General features: G+C 63.7%; 19 protein-coding genes. 5 read left to right on the forward strand and 14 right to left on the reverse strand.

Annotated features, from left to right (window positions below; translation table 11 throughout):
• Positions 1 to 774: an RNA methyltransferase gene (locus ACZ9XP_RS15430; protein ID WP_147682989.1), complete on the reverse strand. Its 774-nt coding sequence runs from the start codon at positions 772 to 774 to the stop codon at positions 1 to 3.
• A gap of 144 nt (positions 775 to 918) precedes the next feature.
• Between ACZ9XP_RS15430 and ACZ9XP_RS15435 the strand changes: the two genes are divergently transcribed.
• Positions 919 to 1,716 (forward strand): inositol monophosphatase family protein, encoded by a 798-nt coding sequence (locus ACZ9XP_RS15435; RefSeq protein ID WP_147682987.1) that lies wholly within the window; start codon positions 919 to 921, stop codon positions 1,714 to 1,716.
• A gap of 113 nt (positions 1,717 to 1,829) precedes the next feature.
• Positions 1,830 to 2,048, forward strand: a complete 219-nt coding sequence (locus ACZ9XP_RS15440) for a TIGR02450 family Trp-rich protein (RefSeq protein ID WP_147682985.1) — start codon at positions 1,830 to 1,832, stop codon at positions 2,046 to 2,048.
• On the opposite strand, the gene ACZ9XP_RS15445 is transcribed toward ACZ9XP_RS15440, so the two are convergent.
• The gene (locus ACZ9XP_RS15445) at positions 2,043 to 3,311 is read right to left on the reverse strand and encodes an HD-GYP domain-containing protein (protein WP_465188729.1); all 1,269 of its coding nucleotides are present in this window, start codon (positions 3,309 to 3,311) and stop codon (positions 2,043 to 2,045) included. The two genes, ACZ9XP_RS15440 and ACZ9XP_RS15445, sit on opposite strands and share 6 nt — an antisense overlap.
• Before the next feature lie 158 nt (positions 3,312 to 3,469).
• Positions 3,470 to 4,498, reverse strand: coding sequence for a CDP-6-deoxy-delta-3,4-glucoseen reductase (locus ACZ9XP_RS15450; RefSeq protein WP_465188730.1), 1,029 nt, complete (start codon positions 4,496 to 4,498; stop codon positions 3,470 to 3,472).
• A 33-nt stretch (positions 4,499 to 4,531) separates the two neighbouring features.
• Here ACZ9XP_RS15450 and ACZ9XP_RS15455 point away from each other — a divergent pair, with 33 nt between their 5' ends.
• The gene (locus ACZ9XP_RS15455; RefSeq protein WP_465188731.1) at positions 4,532 to 5,404 is read left to right on the forward strand and encodes an SDR family oxidoreductase; all 873 of its coding nucleotides are present in this window, start codon (positions 4,532 to 4,534) and stop codon (positions 5,402 to 5,404) included.
• Here ACZ9XP_RS15455 and ACZ9XP_RS15460 read toward each other — a convergent pair.
• Complete coding sequence (locus tag ACZ9XP_RS15460; protein WP_465188732.1) at positions 5,401 to 6,024, reverse strand: LysE family translocator; 624 nt, start codon at positions 6,022 to 6,024, stop codon at positions 5,401 to 5,403. The two genes, ACZ9XP_RS15455 and ACZ9XP_RS15460, sit on opposite strands and share 4 nt — an antisense overlap.
• Before the next feature lie 134 nt (positions 6,025 to 6,158).
• Between ACZ9XP_RS15460 and trmB the strand changes: the two genes are divergently transcribed.
• A complete protein-coding gene (gene trmB, locus ACZ9XP_RS15465; protein ID WP_017510263.1) occupies positions 6,159 to 6,839 on the forward strand; it encodes a tRNA (guanosine(46)-N7)-methyltransferase TrmB in 681 nt (226 codons plus the stop codon).
• A 76-nt stretch (positions 6,840 to 6,915) separates the two neighbouring features.
• Here the strand turns inward: trmB and ACZ9XP_RS15470 are convergent, their stop codons facing one another.
• Positions 6,916 to 7,395, reverse strand: a complete 480-nt coding sequence (locus ACZ9XP_RS15470) for a glutathione peroxidase (RefSeq protein ID WP_465188733.1) — start codon at positions 7,393 to 7,395, stop codon at positions 6,916 to 6,918.
• Between the two features lie 53 nt (positions 7,396 to 7,448).
• Here ACZ9XP_RS15470 and ACZ9XP_RS15475 point away from each other — a divergent pair, with 53 nt between their 5' ends.
• Complete coding sequence (locus tag ACZ9XP_RS15475) at positions 7,449 to 7,925, forward strand: DUF1841 family protein (protein ID WP_465188734.1); 477 nt, start codon at positions 7,449 to 7,451, stop codon at positions 7,923 to 7,925.
• A gap of 79 nt (positions 7,926 to 8,004) precedes the next feature.
• On the opposite strand, the gene ACZ9XP_RS15480 is transcribed toward ACZ9XP_RS15475, so the two are convergent.
• From ACZ9XP_RS15480 to ACZ9XP_RS15520, 9 genes are read right to left on the reverse strand one after another with little or no spacing between them, the layout of a single operon-like run.
• Entirely contained in the window at positions 8,005 to 8,916 is a 912-nt protein-coding gene (locus tag ACZ9XP_RS15480; RefSeq protein WP_465188735.1) for a MerR family transcriptional regulator, read from the reverse strand.
• A 46-nt stretch (positions 8,917 to 8,962) separates the two neighbouring features.
• Positions 8,963 to 9,376, reverse strand: coding sequence for a nuclear transport factor 2 family protein (locus ACZ9XP_RS15485; protein WP_147682967.1), 414 nt, complete (start codon positions 9,374 to 9,376; stop codon positions 8,963 to 8,965).
• Positions 9,373 to 10,146 (reverse strand): SDR family NAD(P)-dependent oxidoreductase, encoded by a 774-nt coding sequence (locus tag ACZ9XP_RS15490; protein ID WP_147682965.1) that lies wholly within the window; start codon positions 10,144 to 10,146, stop codon positions 9,373 to 9,375. Before ACZ9XP_RS15490 ends, ACZ9XP_RS15485 begins: the two co-directional genes overlap by 4 nt.
• Positions 10,143 to 10,688 carry a DUF3833 domain-containing protein gene (locus tag ACZ9XP_RS15495; protein WP_240801290.1) on the reverse strand — a complete coding sequence of 182 codons (546 nt, stop codon included), beginning with the start codon at positions 10,686 to 10,688 and terminating at the stop codon, positions 10,143 to 10,145. Before ACZ9XP_RS15495 ends, ACZ9XP_RS15490 begins: the two co-directional genes overlap by 4 nt.
• The gene (locus tag ACZ9XP_RS15500; protein WP_465188736.1) at positions 10,685 to 11,917 is read right to left on the reverse strand and encodes an MFS transporter; all 1,233 of its coding nucleotides are present in this window, start codon (positions 11,915 to 11,917) and stop codon (positions 10,685 to 10,687) included. Before ACZ9XP_RS15500 ends, ACZ9XP_RS15495 begins: the two co-directional genes overlap by 4 nt.
• Positions 11,914 to 12,426 (reverse strand): chalcone isomerase family protein, encoded by a 513-nt coding sequence (locus ACZ9XP_RS15505; protein ID WP_465188737.1) that lies wholly within the window; start codon positions 12,424 to 12,426, stop codon positions 11,914 to 11,916. Before ACZ9XP_RS15505 ends, ACZ9XP_RS15500 begins: the two co-directional genes overlap by 4 nt.
• Positions 12,419 to 13,639 (reverse strand): class I SAM-dependent methyltransferase, encoded by a 1,221-nt coding sequence (locus tag ACZ9XP_RS15510; protein WP_147682959.1) that lies wholly within the window; start codon positions 13,637 to 13,639, stop codon positions 12,419 to 12,421. The genes ACZ9XP_RS15505 and ACZ9XP_RS15510 overlap by 8 nt, the downstream gene beginning before the upstream one ends.
• Positions 13,639 to 14,397 (reverse strand): DUF1365 domain-containing protein, encoded by a 759-nt coding sequence (locus ACZ9XP_RS15515; RefSeq protein ID WP_147682956.1) that lies wholly within the window; start codon positions 14,395 to 14,397, stop codon positions 13,639 to 13,641. Before ACZ9XP_RS15515 ends, ACZ9XP_RS15510 begins: the two co-directional genes overlap by 1 nt.
• Positions 14,394 to 15,704 carry an FAD-dependent oxidoreductase gene (locus tag ACZ9XP_RS15520; protein ID WP_147682954.1) on the reverse strand — a complete coding sequence of 437 codons (1,311 nt, stop codon included), beginning with the start codon at positions 15,702 to 15,704 and terminating at the stop codon, positions 14,394 to 14,396. The genes ACZ9XP_RS15515 and ACZ9XP_RS15520 overlap by 4 nt, the downstream gene beginning before the upstream one ends.
• Positions 15,705 to 15,811: the final 107 nt, after the last annotated feature.

The raw sequence follows: 15,811 nt of genomic DNA on the forward strand, positions 1-15,811 counted from the left end.
TTACTCGCCCTGCTTGTCGCGCGGCGGCAGGCTGCCGTCGGCGACGCGCTGCACCTGCTTGAAGAAGCCGCGCAGGATGTCGATTTCTTCGCGCAGTACGCCAGCGCGGTTGAACAATGCACGCATGCGGCGCATCAGGCGCTCGCTGTTGCGGCGCTCGTAGTAGCCGATGGCTTCCAGCGTGTTGTCCAGGTGGCCGCACATGCTTTCTACCTCGGCCATGCTGGCGGCCTCGCCTTCGGCTTTCAGGTAGTTCACATCCACACCGGTGTGGCTGAACAGCTCGTAGGTCATCACCTGTACCGCCATGGCCAGGTTCAGCGAGAAGTAGTCCGGGTTACCTGGCACGGTTACCAGGCGGTTGCACATTTCTACTTCTTCTATCGACAAGCCGAAGGTTTCATTGCCGAACACCAGCGCTACCTGCTCGCCCTCGCGTGCGCGGGCAATAAGCTCGGGCGCGGTTTCGCGCGGGGTGGACAGCGGCGTGGTGAGCTCGCGGCGGCGGCTGGTCAGCGCACAGGCCACGGTCACGTCCGACAGCGCCTCGGTCAGGCTGCTGACCACCGTAGCGTGCGCCAGTACGTCTACCGCGCCGGAAGCCAGTACGTTGGCCTCTTCGCTGGGAAACACTTTCGGCTCAACCAGATACAAGCGCGTCAGGCCCATGGTTTTCATGGCCCGTGCTGCCGAGCCGATATTGCCAGGGTGGCTGGGGCGCGCCAGCACGACGCGAATGTTCTTTAAAAAATCAGGTACTTGGGGTTTATTCATCGGGTAATTTTGAGTAGAATCGCGGGCTATTCAAAAACACCGCTGCAAAAGCGGTGTTTATCGTTCCTTAACCCAGACAGTTTACGACAAGCGCGCACCCCACGAAGGGGCTGCGCTTGTTTTGTATGATTTTAGAGGCCGTCAATGCATCCAATGCTCAATGTCGCGGTAAAAGCCGCTCGCCGTGCAGCCAACGTTATCCAGCGTGCATCGCTGAACCTGGATACCGTGCGTGTTGAAAAGAAAAAACACAACGACTTCGTGTCTGAAGTTGATCAAGCTGCCGAACAAGCCATCATTGATGTCATTCTGGATGCGTATCCGAAGCATGCGATTCTAGCAGAAGAGTCCGGCGGCCGCGGTCTGGGCACCTCCGAGTACGAGTGGATCATCGACCCGATCGATGGCACCACCAACTTCATTCACGGCCACCCGCAATACTGCATTTCCATCGCGCTGGCACACCGCGGCCAGATCCAGCAAGCCGTGGTTTACGACCCGAACCGTAACGACATGTTCACCGCCAGCCGTGGCGTAGGCGCGTTCCTGAACGACCGCCGTATCCGCGTATCCAAACGCATCAACATGAACGAATGCCTAATCGCCACCGGCTTCCCGGTAGTAGACCAGAGCATGCTGGATACCCATCTGGCCATCCTGAAAGACGTGATCGGCAAAACCGCTGGTGCACGCCGCGAAGGCTCTGCCGCACTGGACCTGTGCAACGTGGCCTGCGGCCGCGTAGATGGTTTCTTCGAATTCAACCTGAAGCCCTGGGACATCGCGGCAGGTAGCCTGATCGTGCAGGAAGCTGGCGGTATCGTGACCAATATGCACGGCGAAGACGGCTGGTTCGAAAGCGGCGACATCGTGGCCGCCCCGCCAAAAGTACTGGGCCAGCTGCTGCCGCTGATCGCCCCGCACGTAAAAGCTACCGCTTAAGGTAGCGGCCAACCCTGGCCACCCACCCCGCCCCCGCGCTGCCCACAGCCGGGGGCGTTGTTTTTGGCAATACCGACCCCACTTGCTACGCAACTAGCCACCAGGGACACACCATGCCGGTAAACAGCAAGAAACTGCAGGGCAGCAAATGGACCGCCACCACCCCGCAAAACCGAGAGAAGCATTTTCTGGTGGTGCAGGTAGAGCACGACGCGGAGGACCCGCAAAAAGTACTGCGCGTCACGCTGGAGGCGGTACTGTCGCGCCGCCACTTCACCCTGCCCTGGCGCGAGCTGGGTGACACCAAGCTGTGGCAAGCTGGCTGGCTATAAGCCCACCACGGCGGTTTTGCTGCTTAGCCCGAGAAACAGCACGGCCAGTGGTTCGAACAACTCGGCCTCTTGCAGCGGCAGATGCAAACGTTGCCGGGTCAGATCGCGCGCCAGATGGCGCGATAGCCAGTTGGTTTCATGCATGACCCAGGCCAGCTCCTGCCACATCGCCTGGGTATCTTCCCCCTCCATGGCATGCTTGCTCAGCATGTCCAGGCCCACACTGTTAAACGCACGCTGAATGCTGTTAAGCCGCAGCGCCAGATGGCCAAATAGCTGCCAGCCCGGCTCGCTGAGCGTTTGGCCTTCGATCTGCTGCATCACCTCGTGCACCCTGGCAAAGCGCATCAGCAGCTGGTGCAAGGACGACTGCAGGGCATCCACCGGCTGCAGCAGCCCGGCCTCGCGCGGCAGGCTGCCAGCGCGCAACTGGGCCGGCAAGCGCACCGCAGCAGAAAATTGCCCCGGCAGTAGTTTGAGCGCGGTTTGCAGCTGGCCCACCGGCTGGCGGGCGTGCTCGAAAATACCTGCTGCCATTTCTGCCAGTGCCAGCACTTCTGCTGCCTGCCCCATCGCCTCACCCCGCAGCTGGCGCGGGTAGCCACTGCCATCTACCCGCTCGTGGTGCTGCACAATCAGCTGTGCCACATCGGCGGGTACTGCCTTGAGCTCGCTCGCCCAGACAAAACCCACCAAGGGGTGGGCGTCAAACTGGCGCCACTCGTCTGCGCTTAGCGGGCCGGTTTGCTGCCAGACTGCCGGCTGCAGGTACAAATACCCTACGTCGTGCAGCAAACCACTGCACAGCAGCAGCTGCGCATCACGCGGGGACGATGCCAGGCTCCACGCCAATGCGGCTACGCGCAAGCTATGGCAGAACACATCGGGAAAGCGGCTGGCAATCAGCTGCAAGGCCTGGGCGGCCAGCGGCGGTAGCGACAGTACTGCCAGCTCGCGCTGCAGCGCCTTGGCCTGGTTGCCCAGCCAGCCGGCCAATAGCGCGTCCTCGGCCAACAACTGCTGCATGCCATCGCGCAGCTGGGTCACGAGCTGGCTGGTATCCAGCTGAAGCTGGGTTTCCAGCGGCTGACGCAAGCGATGGGTGTTGAGCTGCTCGCTGATACGGGCATCAATGCTGGCGCCACGTGCCACCAGTTTCATACCGTTGGCCGCATAGATATCCTGGCTGGCACGAACCGTCAGCGTATTGCCAGCCGTTTGCAGGTTGGCCAGAAAGTGGGGATTCACGCTGTCCAGTGCCATGATGTCTCCGAATCCCTTTGCATGAAACCCGCTAGTGAGCCGATTGATAATTAAATAAAGCAAATATTCCGGCCAAGCTCAAAGCATTTGTGGAAAAACAACGCCCCAGCCTACTTACAGCAGACTGGGGCGTTGCATTCAGCACATAGCAATAAAACTTACTTACTACCGCTCATGTCCTTGGACAAAAAGAAGGCATCCGAGAAGAACTCGTCCGCCGGCAAGCTGCGCTCACCGATAAAGGCAGTATGCGCTGCCTCCACCATCACCGGCGCGCCGCAGGCGTACACCTGGTAGCCGGCCAAGCTGTCGAAATCATCCAGCACCGCCTGGTGTACAAAGCCGGTACGGCCTTGCCAGTTGTGCTCGGGCAGCGCGTCGGACACCACCGGAATAAAGGTGATATGGCTGTTCTGCGCCTGCCACTGGCCCGCCATCTCGGCCATATACAGGTCGGCCGGGGTACGGGCGCCCCAGTAAAACACGATGGGGCGGGTCATGCCCTGATGGATGGCGTGCTCGATGATGCCCTTGATCGGGGCAAAACCGGTACCGCTGGCCACCATGATGATGGGTTTGTCGGAATCTTCGCGCAGGAAGAACGAGCCCAGCGGGCCCTTGAAGCGCATGATTTCTTTCTCTTTCATGGTGTTGAACACGTAGTCGGAGAAAGAGCCGCCAGGCTGATGGCGGATATGCAGCTCGATGAAGGCATCGTCGTGCGGCGCGTTGGCAATGGAGAAGCTGCGCTTTTTACCGTCCTTCATCAGGATATCGATGTACTGACCAGCCATGAACTGCAGGCGCTCGGATACCGGCAGCTTCAGCTTCAGCACGGCGACATCGTGGATTTTTTCGATTTTTTCCACGCGGCACGGCAGGGTCTTGATCTGGATATCACCGACACCCGCCACCTCGCGCGCTTCGATGGTGATATCGCCCTTGGGTTTGGCACAGCAGAACAGCGCCATGCCCTGGGCACGGTCGGTTGCCGACAGCGCTTTGTCCTGCGCGCCACCGTGCTCCACTTCACCTTCTACAACCTTGCCCTTGCAAGCGCCACAGGCACCATCGCGGCAGCCGTACGGTAGGCCGACAGACTGGCGCAATGCCGCTTCCAGAATGGTTTCATGCGCTTCTACGCCAAAAGAATGGCCGCTCGGAAGCACCTTTACCTGACACGTCATCTTCTTCCCTTAAACTTCGCTAAAATGGCCGGCATGCGAACCTTGTTGATACTGGGCAGCGGCGATGTCGCCTTGCGCGCCCTTCCCCTGCTGACGCCACACTGGCGGGTCATTGCACTGCTACGCCGCCCGGAAGCTGCCGCCACCTGGCGCGCGCATGGCGCGCTGCCGCTATTGGCTAACCTGGACGACAAAAACAGCCTGTCGCGTATCGCGGGCCTGGCCGACGCCGTGCTGTACACCGCACCGCCGCCAGAACAAGGCCGCATAGACCCCAGAATGCGCAAGGTCTTGTCGCAGCTGGCAAAAACGGGGAGTCTACCACAGCAAATCGTCTATATCAGCACCAGCGGCGTGTACGGCAATGCCGATGGCAAGTGGCTGGACGAGACCGCTCCGCTGCGGCCAACCTCCCCCCGCGCCCAGCGCCGGGTCGATGCAGAACGCTGCCTGCGCGCCTTTGCTGTCGCCCACGGCACCGCGCTCACCATCCTGCGCGCACCCGGTATCTACGCCGCCGAGCGCCTGCCGCTGGCCCGCCTGCAAAACGGCACCCCGCTGATCAACGCCAGCGAAGACAGCATCAGCAACCACATTCACGCCAGCGACCTGGCACGCCTGTGCGCCGCCGCCCTGCAGCGCCGCCGCAGCGGCATTCGCGTGTACAACGCCTGCGACAGCCAGCCCCTGCCGGTAGGCGAATGGTACGACCAGCTGGCCGACACCCTGGGCCTGCCGCGAGCACCGCGCCTGCCCCGCGCCCAGGTACAGCAGCAGGTATCGCCCGGGCTATGGTCATTCATGGCCGAGTCGCGCCGCCTGAGCAATGCCCGCCTGCTGCGCGAGCTACCCGGCTGCCTGCATTACCCCACGGTAGGCCACCTGCTGCGCACGCTGCGGCGCTAGCGCGGTTGCCACAACAGCCGGCCGGCTAGCAAGGCAAACACGCCGCCCAGCACATACTGCGGCCAACGTCGGGCAGGGGCGGCCAGCAAACCTCGCGCCAGCCGGCTGGCCGCCACAATCACCGCCCCATTCACCAATAGCCCTACCCCATTCAGCACCGTGGCCAGCAACAGGAACCACATGACCAGCGAGCCATGCGCGGGCGGGACAAACTGCGGGAACAGTGCCAGCACGAACAAAGCCATTTTAGGGTTGAGCAAATTGGTCCACAGCCCCTGGCGAAAAGCGGTGCCCGCTGACAAGCCTGTGCTTGCCGCCATCGCCGCCGATGGCTGGCCACCGCGCACACAGCCCCAGGCCAAGTACAGCAAATACACCGCGCCAAGGTAGCGGATCAGATCGTAAGCCAGCGGCACCAGCTGCAGCAGCTGCGACAAGCCCAAGGCAGCAGCCAGGGCATGGCAATACACCCCGGCCTGAATGCCGGCCAGCGTGGCAAAGCCGGCACGCACGCCCTGACTGGCACTGCGGGAGGCGATCAGCAACATATCCGGCCCCGGCGTCAGCGCCAGCACCAGCGCGGCCAGGGCAAACAGCGTGATATTTTCCATACCCGGCATGGCGTCTTCCTATTGAACAAGGCAAGACCGCAGCCTAAGTACCCGCCACCGGCAAGTCAACGCCGCGCCGCGCTATCCCGCAGGCGCAAGATTCGGTAACATCGCGATCTTTTTGCAGTTTTTGAGTTCGCACCATGGAAAATCCAGGCTTCAAGCGTGCCATTCGCAGCTTTGTACTGCGTCAGGGCCACCTCTCCGCTTCCCAGCAACGCGCCATCGACGAAGGCATGCCGCGCTGGGGTATCGAATACCGCCCCGAGCAGCTGGACCTGGCCCAGGCCTTTGGCCGCGACGCGCCCAAGATTCTGGAAATCGGCTTTGGCATGGGCGGTGCTACCGCCGAGATTGCGGCCAACATGCCGCATAACGACTACCTGGGCGTAGAAGTCCACAGCCCAGGCGTAGGCAACCTGTTCAAGCTGATCGAAGAAAAGCAGCTCACCAACCTGCGCCTGCTGCGCCACGACGCAGTAGAAGTGCTGGACAATATGCTGGCCGACGGCAGCCTGGACGGTGTGCATATCTTCTTCCCCGATCCGTGGCACAAAAAGCGCCATAACAAGCGCCGCCTGATCCAGGCCCCGCTGGTAGAAAAACTGGTGAAAAAACTGAAGCCGGGTGGCTACCTGCACGCCGCTACCGACTGGGAAGACTACGCCATCCAGATTCTGGAAGTCTTCAACGGCAACGCCGACCTGCAAAATACCGCCGAAGCGTACGCACCACGCCCGGACTACCGCCCGCTGACCAAGTTCGAAGCCCGCGGCATCCGCTTGGGCCACGGCGTGTGGGACATCATCTTTACCCGCAAGTAAGCCACGGGTAAGCGTGCAGACAAAGACGGCCAGCCTGGCAACAGGCTGGCCGTCTTTTTACGTGCCGCACCGGCAGCTAGCCGCCCAGCAGCGCCTCAATATCCGGCAGTAGCTCGTGTGGCTCGGCCGCCGGCTCGTAGCGTTTGACCAGCCGGCCTTTGCGGTCGATCAGGAATTTGGTGAAGTTCCACTTTACCGGGTGCGGGTGGCCGCTTTCCACGCCAGTGAGCCATTGCCACAGCAGGCTGGCGGCGGGGCCGTTGACGTCGCCTTTGGCAAACAGCGGGAAGCTCACGCCAAAGCGTGTCTGGCAAAACGCGGCGATATCGTCTGCGCTGCCTGGCTCCTGTCCGCCAAACTGGTTGCACGGGAAAGCCAGGACGGTAAAGCCGCGCTCAGCCAGGGTGGCCTGCAGTTCTTGCAGGCCGTGGTACTGGCGGGTATAGCCGCATTCACTGGCGGTATTTACCACCAGCACCACCTGGCCCAGGTAATCGGCCAGGGGCTGCGGGCGGCCATCGGCCAGGTTGGCCGTAAAGCTGGCAAGCGTGGTCATGGTGCGTGTGTCTCCGTATAATGCTGATTTCCCGAACAAATCAGTCAACAATCATGTTTGCACCCAGCCGGCAGGATGCCCGTCGTTTCTTTTTTGATACCTGGCAAAAACAGCAAGCCGGCCACCCGCTCAGCGACCTGGAAAAGCTGCTGGCTAGCGTGATCGCCGCCCACCCCGAATACCACGCCATCCTCAGCCGCCCCGAGCAGTACGGCGAGCGCGAGTGGCTGCCGGAGCAAGGCGAAACCAACCCCTTCATGCACATGAGCATGCACCTGGCGGTGGAAGAACAGCTGTCCATCGACCAGCCCTTCGGCATTCGCACCCTGTACCAGCAGCTGCTGGCCAAAACCGGCAGCGAACACGACGCGCAGCACGAGGTGATCGACTGCCTGGGCGAAATGATCTGGCAGGCGCAGCGCTACGGCGGCGGGCCGGATGTCAACGTGTACCTGTCCTGTATCCGCGGCAAACTGGGCCTGGACCCGGAAGACGAACGCCGCCTGAACCTGAAAGACATGGACGACTAGGCCATACAAGCGGTTTAACGAAAAGGGGCCACATTGCTGGCCCCTTTGTTATGGTCAAGTCGTCACGGTTTTGCAAACCCTAGCCGGCAGGCCGGGCACGCCACTGCGCCACCAACCCGTCCAGCTGCGATAGCTCGGCCAAGTGGCACGCATTGGCGGGCAGCTGGCGCAGGCTGCGGCAGCCACCGCCCCCTACCCACAGCATCACGCCAGCAGGGAGCTGGCTGGCCAGCTGCTCGATGGCACTGGCCGGGTTGCCTTCGTACGCACCAGAGAACGACAGCACGATTACGTCAACCTGGTGCTTGGCCGCGGCAAAAGCAATGTCCTGCAGCGGCATCTGCGCGCCAAAGGCAATGGCCTCGCAGCCGTCCAGCCGCAGCAGGGCTTCTACCATCAGCAGGCCCAGTACGTGCAGCTCGCCCGGTGGCGTGGTCAGCATCACCCGTGGCGACATGACCCCGGCTGGGATCGCCGCCAGGGTTTCGCGCATCACCCGGCTTACCGCCTCGGAATACAAGTGTTCTTCGGCAATCTGCAGCTCGCCGCGCATCCACGCCTCGCCCACCAGCTGGTTGGCCTCGGGCAAAAAGTCGCAGGCAAAGCGGCGCAGGCCCAGCTCCAGCATGCGGTGGCGCAGGTAGGCACGCGTGGCTTGCGCGTCGTGGCTTTGTAGTGCTGCCACCAGGCCCTGGCACACGTCGGATACCTGGCGCTGTGGCGTGTGCTCGGTAGTGAGCGCCTGCAGCTGGGCATCGCTCATCGCCATCAGCTTGCCGGGGCGAAAACCCAGGTCCAGCAGGCGGCGGATCAACCGTAGCCGCGCCAGGTCAGCCTGCGAATACAGGCGGTCGCCGGCGGCGTCGCGCGCGGGCTGCGGGAAGCCGTAGCGGCGCTCCCACATGCGCAGCAGGTCTTTGGGGATGCCGGTTTCGCGCTCGATGGCGGCAATCGGCAGGCCGGTGGCGTCGTTTTCGGGCAATTCGTTCATGGTTTGTACAGGGCCGCAAGCGACAATACATTAACAAAGGCGGGCATTATGCCATGCGCCGTTTCAGGCAGCGCAGCAGGCCACCCAGTAATGGCAGCTTTTCGTACAGGCCTTCGGCAGCGTCCCAGTAGTCGCGGTGGTCCACAATACGGCCATCACTACCCAGCACAAACAGGGTGCCCCCGTGGATGCACTGCGGCTTGCCCAACATGGCAAAGGTAAAGTCCCAGGTAACAAAAGCCTTGTCGCCTTGCGCGATGACCTCGCCAATGACAAAACGCGGCTCGGCCAGGCTGCGGAACATGCGTGCGTACAACGCCTTGATCTGCGAGCGCCCCTTGATGGCGTTAAAGGGGTCGCGAAAGCTGGCGCCGTCGGCGTACACCGCGTCGATCTCGTCCAGCGTTGCGGGGGAAAGGGTTGCAAACCAGTCCAGGTGGCGGGCAAGTGCGGGGTTCATAGTCCGGTTACCTTGTGTGCAAGCCAGAAATACAGGCGGTAGGGCAGGTGTGCGGCCAACTTCAGCGCACGCGTAAAACGCTTGGGGAAATGGATGTCAAACTCGCCGCGCGCCAGGCCGCGCAAGATGTCGTCGGCGGCTTGCTGCGGGCTGATCAGCGCGGGCATGGCAAAGTCGTTTTGCGCGGTAAGCCGCGTGGTCACAAAGCCGGGGTTCACCACGTACACGCCGATACCGTGCGGGTGCAGGTCCAGGTACAGCGTTTGCGCCAGGTGGTTTACCGCCGCCTTGGTGGCGCCGTATACCAGGCCATTGCTCATGCCGGCCCAGCCAGCCACGCTGGCCACCAGCACCAGCCCGCCGCCCTGCTGCGCCATCAGCTGCGGCACGTTGGCCGCAACACCGTACAGGCTGGCCAGCAGGTTCACATTCACCATGCGCTGCGCAGCTTCCGGTGTCAGCTCCCAGGCGCGTAGCGGGGTGTAGTCGCCCGCCAGCATCACTATCAAATCGATGCGCCCCCAGTTGGCGAGCAAGGCGTCGCGTACGCGCTGCCAGTCTTCCGGCACGGTGGCGTCCATCGCGTGCACCTGCATGCGTTCTTGCCCGGCGGCCACGGCCTGCAGCGCGGCCTCGGTGCGGCCGGACAGCGCCACGTGGGCGCCCTGCTGCTGCAAAGCCTGCGCCAGCGCCGCGCCTATGCCATGGCCGGCGCCCACCAGCCACACGCGCTGGCCGTGCCAATCACGCAGTTTGGGGTTCAGGCTCACGGCTGTGCCCCTTTGCGAAAGAACAGCGTGACTTCGCCCAGCTTGATACCCCATTTGCTCATCACCGAGCGGTTCAGGACCGTGCGCTCGTCCAGCTGGTACATCCAGTCGTCGAAGCGCACCTCGTACACGGTGCCGTCTACCGGCAGGCGCAGGGTGTAATCCCAAAACAGGGCAAAGCCTTCGGTGCGGCCACTGGCCTGCCCGACCACGTCATCGGCCGTGCCGGTGTAGCGGCCGTCGGGCAGCTTTTTCAGCGTCCAGATGCGGCGCTGTTTTTCGCCATCGTCGTAGGTAAAGTGCTCGTCCAGCACGCCAGTATCGCCCTGCCAGCTGGCGTTCATCTGCACGGTAAAGCGGCGGATGACTTTGCCGCTACGATCCTGAAAGGTGCCTTGCGCCGTGACCGGGCCGTCAAAGTAGGTTTTCAGGTCAAAGGTTGGCCGCGTACCACGGTAGTCGTCGATACTGGCGGTACTGCAGCCACCCAGTGCCAATGCCGCCATCGCGGCCACCAGCCAAGCCCATCGTTTCCACATCATGCTGCTCCTTGTGTTGGTGGCCGGTACCACAGCCACCCCCACGCCATCAATTTGAAAAGTGCCGGTAAGGCCGCGTACACCCACATCAGGCCACCGGCGGTCTGGCCGGGGGCGTAGCCGGCCCACTGCGCCAGCGGCAGCGCCACGCCGGCGGCCACGGCCAGCGCCAGCTTGTTGAGCATGGACACCGCACCGAACACCGTGCCGCCGGCTTGCTGTACGCGGGCCCCCAGTGCGTCGGCCACCAGCGCGCTGGCAAAGGCCAAGTCAGCGCCCAGCGCCACGCCAGTCAGCACGCACACCAGCGTAAAACCGGCACTATCCCCTGCGGCCAACAGCGGCACCGGCATGAAACCCAGCAGGGCCAGCGCCATGCCGGCTCGCCAGGCGCGCACCTTGCCAATGCGGTCGGCCAGCCACACCCAGGCGGGTAGCGACACGCCCGCTGCCACAAAGTAGGCCAGCAAAAACACACCGGTCTGTGCGCTGGCCTGCAGCACGTCGGCCACGTAAAAATTCAGCAAGGTCGCCGGTATGGCCATGGCCACCGCATTCAGCAGTAGCACCACACCCGCGGCGCGCAGCGCGCCGTCACGCCACCAGGGTTGCCCGGCTTGCCCGTCCACCTCGGCGGCGGCAGGTGCCGGTAGCCGTGGCGACCAGGCTGCGGCCAACCCTGCTACTACCGCCAGCGACAACAACACCCAGACAAAACGCTGCATGGCCACCAGCTCGCCCATGCTGCTGGCCCACCACGCAGGCAGGGCCGCGGCAAGCAGGACACCAGCCAGCCCCCAGCCCTCGCGCCAGGCTGCGACACGCGCCCGGCCGGCCGGCGTGGGCCACAGCGCCGCGCCGTAGCGCAGCAGGGCGATGGTGAGCCAGCCATGCGCCACATACACCAGCAGCAGGGCGGCAGACAGCTGCAGCCACAGCGGCCAGCCAGGCTGCGGCCACAGTAGCCAGGCAAAACCCGCTACGGCGGCGGCAGCAGCCGCGCCCGCCGCCAGGCGCAGTGCGCCACGCCCAAGGCGGTCTTGCCATTGCCCTAGCAGCGGGTCCAGCACGGTGTCCAGCAGCCGCGTCACAAACAGCAGCAGACCCAGGCTGGACAGCGCAATGCCGAAATCCCGGGCGTACAGCGCCGGCAAATGCAGGTACACCGGCAAGGCCAGCATGGCGAGCGGCATGGCAGCCAAGCCGGCCAGCGCCAGCTGCAGGGGCGTCATCCGCGGGCGTTCAGCAGCTGCTCGCGCAGCTCAGGGGCGCGCGAGGCCGGGTCTAGCCAGATACGGAAGAAAGTCCGCGCCAGCAGCGGGTCGTCTACCGTGCGGGTGGGGCGGCCGTTGTGCCAGAAGCGCAGGCTGTTGCCATCGAATGCGCCGACGATTTCATCGCCCTGCCGCACATCGGGAATGGCCGCGGTCAGCGCGTCGCGCCAGCTGGTACGGCGGTTTTCCGGCAGGCCGTAGCGCTGCATTTCTTCCAGGCTGATGTCGACGATTTTGGCCGACGGGATATCGCGTGCGTAGCGCAGCGACAGCGCAAACGGCCGCGCCCAGTCAAATGACTGGCCTTGCTGGGTATACAGCGTCGCGTCGTACAGCTTGAAACCGAACCAGCGCAAATTGCCCTGCCCCAGCGGGCGCAGGTTAGCGAGCTCTGCAGGCAAGGCCATCACCACCTCCGTTACCATCAAGCCGGCGAGCAAGGCGCCGGTAGCCACCCATCTAGACATGACGCGTCATCTCCAGCTGGCACACATCGGTGCGCCCGGCATCAAAACCGGCAATGCAATAGAAGAAGTAAAACTGCCACAGGCGCACAAAAGCCTCGTCAAAGCCCTGGGCGCGCACGCGCAGCTGCACAGCGTCGAAGTCTGCCAGCCAGCGGCGCAGCGTTTCGGCGTAATCGGCGCCAAAGGTGTAGCGGTCGCTCAGGCGCAGGCCGGCGCTGGCAATGTGCTGATCCAGCTGGCCGGGCGAAGGCAGCATGCCGCCGGGGAAGATGAACTGCTGGATAAAGTCGGTGCTGCTGCGGTAGCGCGCAAAGTATTCGTCGCCAATGGTAATCACCTGCACCATGGCCTTGCCGCCCGGCTTCAGCCGCGCGTGCAGGGTGGCAAAGTAGGACGGCCACCAGCGCTCGCCCACCGCCTCCAGCATCTCGATGGACACGATGTGGTCAAATTCGCCCTCGATATCGCGATAGTCCTGCAGGCGCAGGTCGGCCTGGGCGGCCAGCCCGGCGGCGGCTAACCTGTGCTGCGCCCATGCCAGCTGCTCGGTAGACAGCGTCACGCCGGTCACGTGTACACCGCGGGTGCGGATGGCGTATTCGGCAAAACCGCCCCAGCCACAGCCGATTTCCAGAATGCGCTGCCCGGGCTGCGCGTCCAGCCGCTGCAGGATGCGCTCGTACTTGGCCCACTGCGCCGACTCCAGGCTTTGGCGGTAGTTACCATCAAATACCGCTGAGGAGTAGCTCATGCTGGGGTCCAGCCAGAGCTTGTAAAACTCGTTGCCCAGGTCGTAGTGGGCGTGGATATTGCGGCGGCTGCCCTTGCGTGTATTGGCGCGGGTCAGGTGGCGCAGTAGGTAGCCCACCTTGCCCAGCCAGCTGCCGTGGATGGCCTGCTCTACCGCGGCCTCGTTCTGCAGCGCCAGGCGCATCAGCGCCACCCAGTCGGGCGAGCTGACCTGGCCGTCGCGCCAGGCTTCGGCCAGGCCAATGTCACCGGCTAGGGCAATACGGCGCAGCGCACGCCAGTCGTGAATATGCAGGGCAGCATCCAGGCCAGCGTGGCGGCCGCTGTAGCGCTGCTGGCTGCCGTCCGGCCCGACCAGTAATAACTGGCCGTACAGTAGCCGGCTCAGGCCTGCCAGCAGCGGGCGGGCGTACCATGGCGCACGTAGCGCCTGCGAGTTCAGCGAAGGATTCAGGGTCGTCATCACACACTCCGGGAATCGGTTGGCGGCGTGGCGGGCACGCCTTGTTTGCCAAAAAAGGGAACACGTTTGCGCCACAGCTGCAGCGCCTGCCAGTGAATGCGCGCCCACACGGCAAAGGTCAGCGTGGCGCAGCCCAGCACCAGCCGCCATACCCTGGCCGCGCCCACCGGCTGCGGCCAACCCTGCTGGGTGGCGACAAAGTCGGTGCTGTTGCCATCGCGGCTATAGGCGATGCGCACGCTGAAGCGGCCATCTGCCTGGCGGGCAAAGCGAAAGCCGTAGCTGCCTTCCACCTGGAAGAACGGCGACACGTGCAGGGCTTTGGGTGCGGTAAAGCTTTCGCGCGCCAGCATCGGGCGCCAGTCCGGGTGATGCACGCAGTAGTCGTGGTGCTCGCCAAAGGTATTGCTGACTTCTACCCATACCGCCCGCAGCGCAGCCGCGCGGTCGAATACCAGATAAAAGCTCACCGGGTTAAAGGCATAGCCCAGCACGCCGGGCAGCGTGTGCAGCTCGATACGGCTGGCGTCGTGAAAACCGGCTGCGGCCAACCTTTGCGTGAGCCAAGGCCACAGGGCACTGCCGTCACGCGGGCCGTGGCGGCGGCGCAGCCAGCGCACGCCGGGCGCCAGGCGGTGTGCCGGTACGTCACCATCGGGCAGGCTCACCGCAACCCAGCTGTGGCGGTAGGCAAACTGGTGCTGCGCCGGCTGGCGGCGGCCGTGCCATACCTGCCCGGCGTACAGCTGCACGCTCATGGGGTAGCCCCGGCCAGCTGCGGCAGCGGTGCGTGCGCGGCCACGGGCTGGCTGATGTCCCACGGCACGCTGGCGCCCAGGCCCTGTGCCACGGCCATACCGGCCTTGAGGCCGTCTTCATGAAAACCATAGCCTGCCCACGCACCGGCAAACCAGGTGCGCTGGCGGCCCTGAATCTGTGCCAGCGCCTGCTGGGCGGCAATGGCGTCGCGATCGAATACCGGGTGGGCGTAGTCAAACTCGGCCAACACGCCCTGCGGCTGGCGATAGGGGTTGAGCGTGACGATCACGGGCTGCTGGAAAGGTAGCTGCTGCAGGGTGTTGAGCAGATAGCTCACCATCACCGGGGTGTCGCTCTCCCCTGCCCGGCCAACGCGGTAATTCCACGCGGCCCAGGCTTGCTGGCGCTCGGGCAGGAAGCTGGCATCGGTGTGCAGCACGGCGCGGTTGGGCTGGTAGCGCAGCCGCGACAGCACGTCGGTTTCCGCCGGGCTGGCATCGGCTAACAGGGCCAGTGCCTGGTCGCTGTGGCAGGCCAGTACCAGGTGGTCGAAGCGCTCCTCGCCGTGGCGGCTGTACACGGTGACCCCGTGGGCATCGCGCTGCACGCGCTGCACCGGGCTATCCAGCCTCAGGCCGGGCAGGTCTTGCAGCATGCGCTGCACATACACGCGCGAGCCGCCTTGTACGGTTTTCCACTGCGGGCGGTCGAGCACCTGCATCAGGCCATGGTTCAGGCAGAAATCAAAGAAGGTCGCGGCGGGAAAGGCCGCCATGTCACGCGTAGAGCTAGACCAGATGGCCGCCCCCATGGGTAGCAGGTACCAGTCGCGTAGCGGTTGGCCATAACCGTGGCGGTTCAGCAGCTGCCCCAGCGTGTCGCCGGTAGCGCGGGCTTCGTCGCGCAGCGCCGGGGCCTGGCGGTGCAAGCGCAGGATATCCCGCAGCATGTGCCAGAACGCCGGGCGCAGCAGGTTGCGCTTCTGGGCAAACAGGGTAAACAGGTCGCTACCCGCCCATTCGAGCTTTTCCTGGTCCAGCGCCACTGAAAACGTCATTTCGGTGTGGTACACCGGCACACCTAGCAGGGCAAACAGGCGGATCAGGTTGGGATAGGTGCGGTCGTTGTGCACCAGAAAGCCGGTATCTACCGGTGCCGTTACCCCCTCCAGGGTCACATCCACGGTATTGCTGTGACCACCGGCGTAGCTGCCTGCTTCGAACAGGGTTACCTGATGGCCGCTGCGTGCCAGCAACCAGGCTGCCGACAGGCCGGCGATGCCTGCTCCCGCTACTGCAATGTGCATGTTGTCTTCCTTGTGCCTAGTATCAAACCACGTGAACGCTGGATGATGATTATCTTGTATATGCTTTGTACTGTACAAAACAGATTAGTTCAACAAAAAACCCGCTT

The sequence above is a fragment of the Vogesella perlucida genome (assembly GCF_979366545.1).